Source organism: Streptomyces toxytricini (genome assembly GCF_014649915.1).
GTDB lineage: Bacteria > Actinomycetota > Actinomycetes > Streptomycetales > Streptomycetaceae > Streptomyces > Streptomyces toxytricini.
Genome location: NZ_BMTY01000006.1, coordinates 207278 through 221334, shown reverse-complemented (window position 1 = coordinate 221334; position 14057 = coordinate 207278). Strand labels below are relative to the sequence as shown.

At 73.7% G+C, this 14057-nt stretch carries 10 protein-coding genes; 1 reads left to right on the top strand and 9 read right to left on the bottom strand.

Annotation, left to right across the window (positions count from 1 at the left end):
- Positions 1-76: 76 nt before the first annotated feature.
- Positions 77-778: an SIMPL domain-containing protein gene (locus IE170_RS09955; RefSeq protein WP_189808944.1), complete on the bottom strand. Its 702-nt coding sequence runs from the start codon at positions 776-778 to the stop codon at positions 77-79.
- A 143-nt stretch (positions 779-921) separates the two neighbouring features.
- Here IE170_RS09955 and IE170_RS09950 point away from each other — a divergent pair, with 143 nt between their 5' ends.
- Entirely contained in the window at positions 922-2724 is a 1803-nt protein-coding gene (locus IE170_RS09950; RefSeq protein ID WP_189808943.1) for a bifunctional metallophosphatase/5'-nucleotidase, read from the top strand.
- Positions 2725-2817: 93 nt separating this feature from the next.
- Here IE170_RS09950 and IE170_RS09945 read toward each other — a convergent pair whose 3' ends face one another.
- From IE170_RS09945 to IE170_RS09910, 8 genes are all read right to left on the bottom strand, one after another.
- A complete protein-coding gene (locus IE170_RS09945; RefSeq protein ID WP_189808942.1) occupies positions 2818-4101 on the bottom strand; it encodes a hypothetical protein in 1284 nt (427 codons plus the stop codon).
- A gap of 109 nt (positions 4102-4210) precedes the next feature.
- The gene (locus IE170_RS09940) at positions 4211-5620 is read right to left on the bottom strand and encodes a lysine N(6)-hydroxylase/L-ornithine N(5)-oxygenase family protein (protein ID WP_189808941.1); all 1410 of its coding nucleotides are present in this window, start codon (positions 5618-5620) and stop codon (positions 4211-4213) included.
- On the bottom strand, positions 5617-7008 hold the full coding sequence (locus tag IE170_RS09935) for a pyridoxal phosphate-dependent decarboxylase family protein (protein ID WP_189808940.1): 1392 nt from the start codon (positions 7006-7008) through the stop codon (positions 5617-5619). Before IE170_RS09935 ends, IE170_RS09940 begins: the two co-directional genes overlap by 4 nt.
- 790 nt (positions 7009-7798) lie before the next feature.
- On the bottom strand, positions 7799-10309 hold the full coding sequence (pepN, locus tag IE170_RS09930) for an aminopeptidase N (protein WP_189808939.1): 2511 nt from the start codon (positions 10307-10309) through the stop codon (positions 7799-7801).
- A 159-nt stretch (positions 10310-10468) separates the two neighbouring features.
- A complete protein-coding gene (locus tag IE170_RS09925) occupies positions 10469-10789 on the bottom strand; it encodes a chorismate mutase (protein ID WP_189808938.1) in 321 nt (106 codons plus the stop codon).
- A gap of 218 nt (positions 10790-11007) precedes the next feature.
- The gene (locus IE170_RS09920) at positions 11008-11826 is read right to left on the bottom strand and encodes a serine protease (RefSeq protein ID WP_189808937.1); all 819 of its coding nucleotides are present in this window, start codon (positions 11824-11826) and stop codon (positions 11008-11010) included.
- A gap of 499 nt (positions 11827-12325) precedes the next feature.
- A complete protein-coding gene (locus IE170_RS09915) occupies positions 12326-13270 on the bottom strand; it encodes an SDR family oxidoreductase (protein ID WP_189808936.1) in 945 nt (314 codons plus the stop codon).
- A 1-nt stretch (position 13271) separates the two neighbouring features.
- Entirely contained in the window at positions 13272-14039 is a 768-nt protein-coding gene (locus tag IE170_RS09910; RefSeq protein ID WP_189808935.1) for an SDR family oxidoreductase, read from the bottom strand.
- Positions 14040-14057: the final 18 nt, after the last annotated feature.

Below are 14057 nucleotides of genomic sequence, written 5' to 3'. Positions count from 1 at the left end.
GTGCGTGGGGGTGCTCTGATGAGCACCCCCGGGGTGGGTTTTCGTACGGTTTTCCGCGCTGTTTTCCGTCGGTCCGTCAGAGGCTCGGCGGGGTCATGGTGAAGCGGGCGTTCACCTGGGCGTAGACGGTTTGGCGCTGGGGTTCGAGGTCGAGGGGCGGGGCGGTTTCCTCGGCGGCGCCGAAGGCCATGGCGCGCATGGTGCCGGCGGGGGCGGCCATGGCGATGGGGGCTGCGTTCTCGGCGCCGAGGTCGGCGAGTTCGACGAGGGCGGCGAGGCGGGCGCCGAGCGCGTCGGCGTATTCGCGGGCGCGCTGGACGGCGTCGAGGACGGCCTGGCGGCGCGCTTCGGCGTGGGCGGGCGACGTGGGGCGCAGCGCCCACCAGGGGCCGTCGACGCGGGTGAGTTCGAGGTCGGCGAGGCGGGTGGTGAGTTCGCCGAGGGCGGTGAAGTCGGTGAGTTCGGCGGTGATGTGGACGCGGCCGTGGTAGGCGCGGATGCGTTCGCCGCGGCCGTGGCGGGTGGGTTCGGGGGTGATGGAGAAGGCGCCGGTTTCGAGTTTTTCGACGGCGTCGCCGTAGGTCTTGATGAGGTCGAGGGTGGCGGCGTTGCGGCGGGTGAGGTCGTCGAGTGCGGTGCGGCGGTCGGTGCCGCGCGCGGTGACGGTGACTCCGATGCGGGCGATTTCGGGGTCGACTTCGAGGTGTGCTTCGCCGCGGACGGCGATGCGGGGGGTGTCGGGGGTTCCGTAGGGCTGGTGCACGGTGTCGGTGGTCATGGGTTCAACTCTGACACTCCGGAGGCGGGGTGGCGGGGAGTCGGAGTGCGGAGGGGGTGTTGCCGGTTGTTACCGATGGGTCAGAATCTACGCGCGTTGTCGGTGTCGTCAGCGTGGTCAGTGCGTCTCTCAGGGAGTTCGGTATGGGGTTGGACCGCAGGGCGTTTTTGGGCTCGTCTGCCGTGACGGGTGCGGCAGTGGCATGGACGGGGGCGGCTGCGGCGCCGGCGGCCGCGGCGCCGTCGGCGCCGGGATCGCGGCCGGGGCGGACGTACGCGTTCACGGTGATGGGGACGACGGACCTGCACGGGAACGTCTTCAACTGGGACTACTTCACGGACCGCGAGTTCGACGACAAGGCGCACAACGACGTGGGCCTGGCGAAGATCTCGACGCTGGTGGAGCAGGTGCGGGCGGAGAAGGGGCGGCGCAACACGCTGCTGATCGACGCCGGTGACACGATCCAGGGGACGCAGCTTTCGTACTACTACGCCAAGGTGGACCCGATCACCGCGCGGCGCGGTCCGGTGCATCCGATGGCGCAGGCGATGAACGCGATCGGCTACGACGCGGCGGCGCTGGGGAACCACGAGTTCAACTACGGCATCCCGGTGCTGCGGAAGTTCCAGGAGCAGTGCGACTTCCCGCTGCTCGGGGCGAACGCGGTGGACGCGCGGTCGCTGCGGCCGGCGTTCCCCCCGTACAGCATGCACCGGCTGCGGACTCCGCACGGGCGGGACGTGAAGGTGGCGGTCCTGGGCCTGACGAACCCGGGCATCGCGATCTGGGACAAGGCGCACGTGCAGGGGAAGATGGCGTTCCCCGGCCTGGAGGAGCAGGCGGCGAAGTACGTGCCGCGGCTGCGGTCGATGGGCGCCGACGTGGTGATCGTGTCGGCGCACTCCGGGTCGAGCGGGACGTCGTCGTACGGGGACCAGCTGCCGTACGTGGAGAACGCGGCGGGCCTGGTCGCGGAGCAGGTGCCGGGGATCGACGCGATCCTGGTCGGGCACGCGCACACGGAGATACCGGAGTACCGGGTGCGGAACAAGGCGACCGGCAAGGACGTGGTGCTGTCGGAGCCGCTGAAGTGGGGGCAGCGGCTGACGCTGTTCGACTTCGAGCTGTCGTGGGAGCGGGGCCGCTGGTCGGTGGCTTCGGTGTCGGCGAAGGTCCTGAACTCGAACACGGTGCCGGAGGACCCGAAGATCGTGCGGCTGCTGTCGGACGAGCACCGGAAGGTGGTCGAGTACGTCAACCAGGTGATCGGCACGTCGACGCAGGCGATGTCGTCGGCGGAGGGCCCGGTGAAGGACGTCCCGATCATCGACCTCATCAACCACGTGCAGGCGGAGACGGTGAAGGGGGCGCTGGCCGGTACGGAGTGGGCCGCGCTGCCGGTGCTGTCGCAGGCGTCGTGCTTCTCGCGGACGGCGGTGATCCCGCAGGGAAAGGTGACGCTGCGGGACGCGGCGGGCCTGTACCCATTCGAGAACACGCTGGAGGCGCGGGTCCTGACGGGTGCGCAGGTGAAGGAGTACCTGGAGTACTCGGCCCGGTACTTCGTGCGGACGGCGCCGGACGCGGTGGTGGACCCGGCGAAGCTGACGAACGCGGAGGGGATTCCGGACTACAACTACGACGCCGTGTACGGGCTGGTCTACGACGTGGACATCGCGCAGCCGGTCGGCTCCCGGATCACCGGGTTGTCGTTCGCGGGGCGGCCGGTGGACCCGCAGGAGCGGTTCGTGCTGGCGGTGAACAACTACCGGGCGTCGGGCGGCGGGGCGTTCCCGCACGTGGCGGGGGCGAAGCAGGTGTGGGCGAACTCGGATGAGATCCGGAACACGATCATTTCGTGGGTGAAGGCGAAGGGCACGGTCGATCCGGCGGGGTTCGCGTCGGTGGGGTGGCGGCTGACGCGGGCCGGCGTGCCGGTGTTCTAGCGGCGTCCCGGTCCGGTGGCGGCGTTCGGCGCCGGCACCGGACCGGGCCACCGTCGCCGCCCTGACATATGCGCCGGCAGGATGCGCGTCTGGTCAGGTCCGTGCCTTCTTCTCGCGGTGCCATTCGTACCGCCACGCTGCTTCGAGGCAGTAGTACTCCTCCTCGTGGAAGCCGGGGCGCGGCGGTCCGAGCCGGTTCGCGGCTTCCACGCACCGTTCGTCTTCGTGAAGTGCGAGACCGTGGACGGCTTCGAGCCGGACCTGGCGCTCGGGGTGGTCTAGGAGGGCCGCCATCGCGTCGGTCAGTTCCGGATCGCCGTTCGCGACGTCGGCGGCGCTGCGGCAGGCTGCGATCGTCACGCCGGTGTCCAGGTCGTTCATCAGCCTCAGGAGTCCCTCGCGGGCCCCGTCGGAGAGGTGCTTGCGGTCCAGGGGCGTGCCGAGGCCGGCGGCCACCGCTCGCCGGACGCCGGGCTCGTGGTGGCCGAGATGCGCCAGGAGGGCGGCTTCGGCACGAGGCCCTTGATACGAGAAGAGGCCGTACAGCACCTCCGCGAGGACGGCACTGTTCGTCTCCTCGGCCGACCAGTCCGTGAGGGCGGCAACCGCGAGGACGCAGAACTCCTCGTCGTGGCTGTCGGCGAAGAGTTCTAACAGCCGCATCAGTTCGGCTCCGAACAGTCGGCGGAAGGGGTCCGTGTCGGCCCGCAGGGATTCGGCGGCGGCCCAGACTTCCTTCTCCCGCCGGTGGGAGAGCTCGATCGCGGCTCGGCCCCACGCCGTGTGGTCCTCGTCGCGTTCCAGGGCGCGGGCGATGAGCTCTTCGCACGAGGTGCGGATACCGAGCACCTCCTCGAGACGGGTGAGGATCGCCCCGTGCCCGTCCCGCACGGTCATCCCGCCCAGGGTGAGTTCGCCGACGGTGTAGTACTCGTCGTCCTGGACGCGGGTGCGGGCGATGGCGTCCGACGAGCCGGTGCGGCGGCGCAGCTCGGCTTCGGTACCGGCCTCGTGCCAGGCACGTGCGAGATCCCGCATGCCGATCAGCTCGGGCGTCGGGTACCTGTCCCGCAGGCCGGTGCGCGTGAGGACGTCGACCAGTCCGGGCGAGCCGAAGTCGACGGCCTCGCGCAGCGACGGAAGCGCGTCCGGGTCGACTTCGCCGGGCTGGGCGCCGAGTCTGAGCAGCGTGTCGGCGATGTCGGTGTGCAAGGCCTGGACGGCCGCGGTGAAGGCTGCGGTCGCGTCGTCGGCGCCCTCGTAGGGCCGGCCGTCGCGTTCCTCCAGGATCTGCTTCACGCGGAGCTTGTCGCCGGCCCTGGCGGCGGCGGCCAGAGGGCCGTCCCCCGCGCCGCTCGCGTGTCCATCCGTCTGCATGACTGCTCCCCCGCCGTGTTTCCGCTCGTCAGTCTAGGTCTGTCCGGTTGGAGCGCCGCATGGTTTTCCGGCCGGGGCCCGGGTCCCGGCCGGTCGGGTGTCCGGGGGCTCAGGCGTGGTCGGCGAGGGGGCGGAGTTCGACGGTGGGCTGGGGTTGCGGTTCCGGGCGGGGTTCGAGGCCGAAGGTGGTGAACGCGGTGCGGGCGGGCTGGGGGTAGGGGGTGGCGCCGGTGAGGGTGTTGAGGATGGTGGCGCTGCGCCAGGCGGCGAGGCCGAGGTCGGGGGCGCCGACGCCGTGGGTGTGGCGTTCGCCGTTCTGGACGAAGACGGTGCCGGTGACGGCGGGGTCGAGGACCATCCGGTGGCTGCGGTCGACGCGGGGCCGGCCGGAGGAGTCCTTGCGGAGGTAGGGGTCGAGGCCGGCCAGGAGGCGCTGGAGGGGGCGTTCGCGGTAGCCGGTGGCGAGGACGACGGCGTCGGTGGTGAGGCGGGAGCGGGTGCCCTGGTCGGCGTGCTCCAGGTGCAGTTCGATTTTGGTGGTGGCGATGCGGCCTGCGGTGCGGACGGTGACGCCGGGGGTGAGGACGGTGTCGGGCCAGCCGCCGTGGAGGCTGCGGCTGTACAGCTCGTGGTGGATGGCGGCGATGGTGGCGGTGTCGATGCCCTTGTGGAGCTGCCACTGGGCGGGGAGCAGGCGGTCGCGGACGGGCTCGGGGAGGGCGTGGAAGTAGTGGGTGTAGTCGGGGGTGAAGTGTTCGAGGCCGAGCTTGCTGTACTCCATGGGTGCGAAGGAGGGGGTGCGGGCGAGCCAGGTGAGGCGTTCGCGGCCTGCGGGGCGGGCGCGGAGGAGGTCGAGGAAGATCTCGGCTCCGGACTGGCCCGAGCCGATGACGGTGATGTGGTCGGCGCCGAGGATGCGGGTGCGGTTGTCGAGGTAGTCCGCGGAGTGGATCACGGGGACGGTGGGCGCTTCGGCGAGCGGGCGGAGCGGGTCGGGGACGTGGGGGGCGGTGCCGATGCCGAGGGCGAGGTGGCGGGCGTGGGTGCGGCCGAGGGCTTCGGCTTCGCCGTGGCTGCCGAGGCGGGTGTAGTCGATCTCGAAGAGGTCGTGCTCGGGGTTCCAGCGGACGGCGTCGACCTGGTGGCCGAAGTGGAGGCCGGGGAGGCTTTCGGCCACCCAGCGGCAGTAGGCGTCGTATTCGGTGCGCTGGATGTGGAACTGCTGGGCGAAGTAGAAGGGGTAGAGGCGCTCTCTGTTCTTGAGGTGGTTGAGGAAGCTCCAGGGGCTGGTGGGATCGGCGAGGGTGACGAGGTCCGCGAGGTACGGGACTTGGAGGGTGGTGCCGTCGATGAGGAGCCCCGGGTGCCAGCGGAAGTGGGGGCGTTCGTCGTAGAAGGCGGTGGTGAGGGGGGCGGCTCCGTGGCGGGGCAGGCCGTCGGCGAGGGCGGCGAGGGACAGGTTGAAGGGACCGATGCCGATTCCGACGAGGTCGTGGGGTGCATCGAGGTGGGCGGTCATCGGGGGGTGCTGCCTTCCAGGAGGGTGAGGAGGGTGGTGAGGTCCTGTGGGGTGGTGTGCGGGTTGAGGAGCGTCGCTTTCAGCCAGAGGCGGCCGTCGGCGGTGGCCCGGCCGAGGACGGCGCGGCCGTCGTGGAGGAGGGCGCGGCGGAGGTCCGCGGTCTCCGCGTCGGTGGCGCGGGTGGGCCGGAAGAGGACGGTGGTGAGGGTGGGGGGTGCGTGGAGCGTGAAGGCGGGGTGGGCGTCGACGAGCTCGGCGAGGTGGCGGGCGAGGCCGAGGGTGTGGTCGATGAGGCGGGTGAGGCCGTCGCGGCCGAGGGCCCGGAGGGTGGCGGCGATCTTGAGGGCGTCGGGGCGGCGGGTGGTGCGCAGCGAGCGGCCGAGGAGGTCGGGCAGGCCTGCTTCGGTGTCGTCGGCGGCGTTGAGGTAGTCGGCCTGGTGGGCGAGCGGGCTCAGGTGGGCTGTGTCGGGGACGGCGAGGAGGCCGGCGGGGACGGGCTGCCAGCCGAGTTTGTGCAGGTCGATGGTGATGGACTGGGCGCGGTGGAGGCCGGCGAGGAGATGTCGGTGCCGCAGCGTGAGGGCGAGGGGGCCGGCGTAGGCGGCGTCGACGTGGAGTTCGGCCCCGTGGTGCGCACAGACGTCGGCGAGGGCGTCGAGGGGGTCGATGAGCCCGGCGTCTGTGGTGCCTGCGGTGGCGGTGACGAGGGCGGGTCCGGGGGTGCGGGCGAGGAGGTCGTGCACGTGACGGGGGTCGAGGACGCCGGCCGGGGTGGGAAGGGCGGTCGTGGGAGGCAGTCCGAGGAGCCAGGCGGCGCGGGGGATGGAGTGGTGGGCGTTGGCTCCGTGGATGACGGTGAGGCGGGGGCCGTGGCGTTCGCGGGCGAGCAGCAGGGCGAGCTGGTTGGCTTCGGTGCCGCCGGTGGTGATGAGGGCGTCGGGTTGCGCGGTGGGGTAGAGCTCGGCGGCCAGGGTGCGCGTGAGGAGGGCTTCGGCGGCGGAGGCGGCGGGGGCCTGGTCCCAGGAGTCCAGGGAGGGGTTGAGGGCGCAGGCGGCGAGGTCGGCCGCGGCGGCGACGGCGAGGGGCGGCCCGTGGAGGTGCCCGGCGCACAGCGGGTGGGCGGGGTCGGCGGCGCCGCGCGCCAGGACGCCCACGAGCGTGCGGAGCGCTTCGTCCGGGCCGGTGCCGCGCTCGGGCAGGAGCGCCCCGAGCGCGGCGGTGACGTCGGCGCCGACGGCCTCCGGGCCGCCGGCGGGAAGGGGCCCGGACCTGGCGCGGGCCCCGGCGGCGAGGGCGTCGAGAACGGTGTCGAGGAGCGGACGCAGGGCGTCGGGGCCGTCCGTGCCTCCGGCGAGCGGGGGCAGCGGCGGTCCGGGCGGCGCGGTCATGGGGTCCTCCCGGGGGCGGGCGGTACGGGGCGGCCGGCCCTGTTGTACGGGGCCCCTGGCATCGGGGCGCGACCGGCAGCGGTGGCGTCGGGAGCACCCGCCGATACAACGATCCGACCGGAACGGAGTAACCGGGCCCCCGGCACACCGCGGCCCCGACCGGCGGGACGGGCACGTGGCGGCGGGTCGGCGGCGGCAGAGGGCGGTGGACCGGTGCGGGCCGCGAGGCCCGGGGTGACGGGCGGACCGGACGGCGGGCCGACGGACCTCCCGACTACGCGGGAGCATGGCGACGTACCGGTGCGCGGCGCGCGGGACCGGTACCGGTACCGACGCCCCGAGCGGCCCGTTCCCGCAGGTTTGGGCGCCCCGGGCCGCCCGCCGACCCGGCGGTGCGCCACCCGTCGGGACAACTTCTCACCGGTCATGCGTCCGGCGCGCTGACCAGCAGTTCTTTTGCGCTCAAGGTGTTCGGCGCCCTCGCCGGCCAGGGTTGCCCTGGCGAGGGTGCCCCGTCTCCTGGTTTCCGGCCGGGCGGGTACCGGTGGAGGGCGGTGGGCCGGACCTCGATGTGCGGGGCGCCGACGGCGCGGAAGGTCATGGACGTCCTGGGCGGCGGCCTCGCGGAACGGCTGGTCGGTGCGGCTGCTGTCGATGCCGAGGTCTCGGGAGCCCGTGGCGTCCGGGCCGGCTTCTTCGACCGGTCGCGCCGGCAGGACAGCGAGTCGAGTGCCTGGTGTTTGAGGGGCAGGGGGCCGCCCCCGCGTGGGTGGCGGCCCCCTGCTGCCGGTCAGGGGTTGGCGGTGCGGACGTGGAGGGCTCGGGACAGGTCGTCCAGTTGGTCGGTGAGGCCGCGGTGGAGGCGGGGGGTGACGGCGGGGTCGGTGAGGGCGGCGCGGCCGGTGGCGAGGTGGTCGGGGTCGACGGCGTGGGCGGGGAAGGCGTGGCGGGCGGCGGCTTCGGCGATGGCGGGGCCGCGGCGGGCGGCGAGTGCGGTGGCTTCGGTGTAGTAGCGGGGGACGTACGGGGCGACGGTGTCGGCCTGTTCGGGCTGCCAGAAGCCGCGGGCGGTGGCGGTGAAGAGGTAGTTGGAGAGGTCGTCGTCGTGGAAGAGCCGGTCCCAGGCGGCCGCCTTCGCGGCGGGGTCGGGGAGGGAGGCGTGGCAGCGGGCGGCGCCTTCGCGGCCGGTCGCGCTGGGGTCGCCGGCGAGGGCGGCGTCGATGTCGGCGGGGGTGGCGGCGCCGAGGACGGCGAGGCGGGCGAGGATGCGCCAGCGCAGTTCGGGGTCGAGTTCGGGGCCGCCGGGGACGGTGCCGTCGTCGAGCCAGGTGGTGAGGGTGTGGGGCTGGGTGGCGCTGTCGATGAGGAGGCGTACGGCGGACAGGCGCAGCCCGGGGTCGGAGCCGTCTTCGGTGCGGCGCAGCAGGTCGCGTGCGATGCCGGTGAGGGTGGTGAGGGCCTCGGTGCGCCGGTCGGGGGTGAGGTAGCGGTCGGCGATGTGGTGCCGGGCGAAGGCGAGGGCGCCCTGGACGACGGCCAGGTCGGGTTCGTGGCAGAGGTGCGCTTCGGCGGTGGCGAGGTAGGCGGCCGGTTCGAGTTCGCCGTCGCGGACCATGTCGCGCAGCGAGTTCCACACGACGGCGCGGGTGAGGGGGTCGGGGACGGCGGAGATGCCCCGCAGGGCGGTCTCGACGGAGGTGTCGTCGAGGCGGACCTTGGCGTAGCCGAGGTCGCCGTCGTTGAGGACGAGGAGGGCGGGGCGGGGGCCGGCGGCGGAGAGGACTTCGTCGGTGGGGAGGTCGAGGGTGAGGCGTTCGCGGAGGTGGAGGCGGCTGTCGCCGGGGTCGCGGTCGTAGAGCCCGAGGGCGATGTGGTGGGGGCGGCTGCCGTTGCGGTCGACGGTGAGGGTCCAGCCGCCGTGGCCTTCCCGGACGCGGGAGGTGAGGGTGTCGGCGCCGGTGGTGCGCAGCCAGGTCGCGGCCCAGGTGTGGACGTCGCGGTCGGTGTGGGCGGCGAGGGAGTCGATGAGGTCGGCGAGGGAGGCGTTGGCGAACTTGTGCCGGGTGAAGTGGGTGTTGATGCCGGCGAGGAAGTCCTTCTCGCCGATCCAGGCGACGAGTTGGCGCAGAGCCGAGGCGCCCTTGGCGTATGAGATGCCGTCGAAGTTGAGGAGGGCGGAGGCGGTGTCGGGTACGGCGTCGGGGTCGGGGGCGACGGGGTGGGTGGAGGGGCGCTGGTCGGCGTCGTATCCCCAGGGCTTGCGCTCCATGGCGAATTCGGTCCAGCTGCCGGTGAAGCGGGTGGCTTCGGTGAGGGTCTGGTAGCCCATGTATTCGGCGAAGGACTCGTTCAGCCAGATGTCGTCCCACCAGCGGAGGGTGACGAGGTCGCCGAACCACATGTGGGCCATTTCGTGGGCGATGGTGTTGGCGCGGCGCTGGCGTTCGGAGTCGGTGACGGCGGAGCGGAAGACGTATTCGTCGCGGAAGGTGACGAGGCCGGGGTTTTCCATGGCGCCCGCGTTGAATTCGGGGACGAAGGCCTGGTCGTAGGAGTCGAAGGGGTACGGCTCCGTGAACTTCTCGTGGTAGCGGTCGTAGCAGGCGGTGATGGTACCGAGGATTTCGTCGGCGTCGGCGTCGAGGTGGGGGGCGAGGGACTTGCGGCAGTGGATGCCGAAGGGGAGTCCGGCGTGTTCGGTGCGGATGCTGTGCCAGGGGCCTGCGGCGACGGCGGCGAGGTAGGTGGAGATGCGGGGGGTGGGGGCGGAGGTCCACACGGCGGCGCCGTCGGTGTCGCGGTGGCCGGTGCGGGTGGTGGTGCCGTTGGCGAGGACGGTCCAGTGGGCGGGGGCGGTGACGGTGAACTCGAAGACGGCCTTGAGGTCGGGCTGGTCGAAGGCCGGGAAGACGCGCTGGACGTCGTCGAGGAAGAGCTGGGTGTAGAGGTACGTCTCGCCGTCGGCGGGGTCGGTGAAGCGGTGGAGGCCCTCGCCGGTGCGGGAGTAGCGCATGCGGGTGTCGAGGCGGAGCTCGTGGGGGCCGGCGGTGAGGGCGGTGAGGGGGAGGCGGTTGCCGGTGAGGCCGGCCGGGTCGAGGGGGGTGCCGTCGAGTGCGGCGGAGCGCAGTTCGTCCGGTTTCAGTTCGACGAAGGTGTCGCCGGTCGCACGGGCGGTGAAGCGGATGAGGGTGGTGGTGTCGAAGGTGTCGCCGTCGCCGGTGAGGTCGAGGGTGACGGTGTAGTGGTGGACGTCGAGGAGGCGGGCGCGGGCCTCGGCTTCGCTGCGGGTGAGTGCGGGCATGGGCCCATGCTGCCCGACGGGTGGGCCCGGGCCGTCGCGTGCGGTGGCGCCGGGGTCTGTCTTTTGGATCAGGCCGGAACAGGGGGCGACCGGTGGCGAGGCGGCCGGCGCGGGTACCGGTCCCCGCGAGCCCGGCCTGGTCCGAACGGCAGACCCCGGCTAGTCCTCGCGGGCGGCGATCGTCTCGTGGTGGCGGATGACCTCGGCGATGATGAAGCCCAGGAGCTTCTCGGCGAAGGCCGGGTCGAGCTTGGCGTTTTCGGCGAGCTGGCGCAGGCGGGCGATCTGGCTGGCCTCGCGGGCGGGGTCGGCGGGCGGCAGGTGGTGGCGGGCCTTGAGGTGGCCGACCTGCTGGGTGCACTTGAAGCGTTCGGCGAGCATGTGGACGACGGCGGCGTCGATGTTGTCGATGCTGTCGCGCAGGCGGGCCAGCTCGGCGGTGACGTTGTCGTCGGGCGCCTCGGCGGGGCTGTTGTTCATGGTTCCCGAGAATACGTGGAGGGTGCAGGCGGGTCTCGGGGCAGCCGCTGGATGAGACGGCCCGGGACGGCGTACGGGGCCCCGGGCCGGGACCGGGCCAGGGTGGGGGTGCCAGGGCCCCGGCGGCGTACGGGGTTCCGGACCGCGGCCGGGCAGGAAGGTGCCCCGCCCTCCCGGGCCCGCGGGGGCCGGGAGGGCGGGGCGTGCGGGGCCGTGGGTCAGAGGGAGGCCGCCGCAGTCTTGATCTGCGAGGCGAAGGTGGACACCTCGGTGTAGACGCCGGGGTATCCGGCGCGGGCGCAGCCGCGGCCCCAGCTGACGATGCCGACCTGGATCCAGGCGCCGGCGGCGTCGCGGCGGAACATGGGGCCGCCGGAGTCGCCCTGGCAGGTGTCGACTCCGCCCTGGTCGTAGCCGGCGCAGATTTCCTCGCTCGGGACGAGGGAGCTGCCGTAGGCGCTCTGGCAGGCGGCGTCGGAGACGAAGGGGACGTTGGCCTTGAGCAGGTAGCGCTGCTGGCTGCCGCCTTCGCGGGCGGCGCCCCAGCCGGCGACGGTGAAGGTGCCGTTGTCGTACTGCTTGGTCTCGGCGATGTTGAGGGTGGGCAGGTTGATCGGCTGGGCGAGCTTGATCAGGGCCCAGTCCTTGCCCTGGCCGTTGTAGCCGGGGGCGCGGAGGACCTTGGTGGACCTGACCTTGATCGCGCTGGAGCTGTTGAGGTCGACGACGCCGGCGGTGGCGGTGATGGAGGTGTTGTTGCCGCTGGAGCCGACGCAGTGGGCGGCGGTGAGGACGATCTGCTGGGTGAGCAGCGAGCCGCCGCAGCCCATGGAGAGGCGGACCATCCAGGGGAACTCGCCCTGTGCGGCGCGGGTGCCGCCGACGACGGGGGCGGGGGCCGCGTGGGCTCCGGCGGGTTGGAGGCTGACGGCGGCGAGGGCGACGGCGCCGGCGGCGAGGGCGCGCTTGAGGAACGTGCCGAATGAGGACACGGTCAACACACTGCCTTTCGTGGGGGGTTGGGCTGTGCGTGCCATCGGGTGAATGACACGTACATGTCACACCCGCCGGTGTGCGGACATCAAGGACCCGTTTTCGGACATTCTGCGGAGCAGGGTGCGCGCCGGGCGCCCGAGGGGCCCCGGCCCACCCCGCTCGAACACGGCTTTCCGCACCCCGGCCCCGGCCCGGCGCCCGCCGCCGCCTCCGCCCGGGCGGCTGCCGGATGACGGGATCCGGTCGTACGGGGCTCCCTCCCCCGCCGGGCCCGTACGCCCGCACGGCCCAACTTTGCGGGCCGCGGCGGTTCGGCGGGGGTGCGGCGTGGGTAGTGATACCCCATCGCACGAGTGCCGGACCGGTCCCGACCCCTCGCCAGGGGGCCGGGGCCGATTCGCGCCCCTCCGCCTCCGGCACCCGCGCCATACGATCCCGCACCGCCGCGCTCCGGCTGTCCGGCTCCCCTGCGCAGGCCCTGCGGGCACGCCCCTCCCCGCCGGCCGGCCCCCGCCCGCCACCGCCGCCGCCGGCGGGACTTCAGCGGGCGCCGTACACGGGCTGCGGCGTGCGGGCCGCGGCCAGGAGCTTCGCGGCGGCCTCGCCCGCCCCGGCGGGAGTGCGGCGGGCGCCCGCGTCGGCGGTGGGGCCGCGCCGCCAGCCCTCCATGACCGTGATCCGGCCGCCCTCCGCCTCGAAGACCCGCCCGGTGACCCCGGCCGAGGCTCCACTGCCCAGCCAGACCACCAGCGGCGAGACGTTCTCGGGGGCCATCGCGTCGAACTCCCCCTCGCCCGGCGCCGCCATCGCCTGCGCGAAGACCTCCTCGGTCATCCGGGTCCGGGCGGCCGGCGCGATCGCGTTGACCTGGACCCCGTACCGGCCCAGCTCGGCCGCCGCGACCAGCGTCAGCCCGAGGATGCCGGCCTTGGCCGCGCTGTAGGCGCCCTGCCCGACCGAGCCGGCCAGCCCGGCCCCCGAGGAGGTGTTGACCACGCGGGCGTCCGGGGTGCGGCCGGCCGCGGCCTCCGCCCGCCAGTGAGCGGCCGCGTGCTTCAGCGGCAGGAAGTGGCCCTTCAGGTGGACGCGGACGACCGCGTCCCAGTCCTCCTCGCCGAGGTTGACGAGCATCCGGTCGCGCAGGAAGCCCGCGTTGTTGACGAGCGTGTCCAGCCGGCCGAAGGCCGCCAGGGCGCACTCCACGAGGGAGGCGGCGCCGGCGGTGGTGGCGATGTCGGCGGCGTGCGCCACGGCCTCGCCGCCGAGCGCCCGGATCTCCTCGGCGACGCGGGCGGCCGGGCTGCCGGGGGCCGGGCGCCCGTCCGGTCCGGTGCCGAGGTCGTTGACGACGACGCGGGCGCCCTCCGCGGCGAACGCCAGGGCGTGGGCCCGCCCGAGGCCCCGGCCGGCGCCGGTCACGGCGACGACCCTCCCCCGGGCCATCCCGCCGCCCGCACCCGCCGTCTCGCTCGTACCGCTGCTCATCTCAGTCCTCCTTGTGGGCGGTTGACGCGTCCAGGAACGCCGGGCGCTCCCCTCCCCCGTGCACGAGGAGGGCGGCCCCGCTGATGTATGCGGCCCGGTCGGAGGCGAGGAACACCGCCGCCGCGCCCGCGTCGGACGGGTCGGCGAGCCGGCCGAGGGGGACCGTCGCGGCGACGGCGGCGACGCCGTCCGCGTCGCCGTAGTGCAGGTGGGCCGATTCGGTGGCGACCATGCCGAGGACCAGCGTGTTGACGCGGACCCGCGGCGCCCATTCGACGGCCATCGAGCGGGCCAGGTGCTCCAGGCCGGCCTTGGCCGCGCCGTACGCGGCGGTTCCCGGTGAGGGCCGGGAGCCGCTGACGCTGCCGACCATGACCACCGACCCGCGGGCCTCCCGCAGCAGCGGGTAGGCGGCCAGGGAGGCCGTCATCGGGGCGACCAGGTTCAACTGGACGACGCGGGCGTGGCGTTCGGCGGCGCCCTCGCCGAGCGGGCGGTACGGGGTTCCCCCGGCGTTGTTGACGAGGCAGTCGAGGCGGCCCCCCGCCCGGCCCCCGAGGTCGTCGAAGAAGCGCTGTACTCCGTCCGGGTCGCGCAGGTCGACGGGCGCGTACGCGGCGGTGCGGCCGCCGGCCGCGACGGGCCGGTCGGGCGGCCGGCGGGCGCAGACGACGACCTCCGCGCCCGCGGCGAGGAACGAGCGGGCGATTCCCGCGCCGACGCCGCGGGTTCCGCCGGTGACCACCACGACCCTCCCGCCGAGCTCCATGGGCTGCTACCTTCCTCG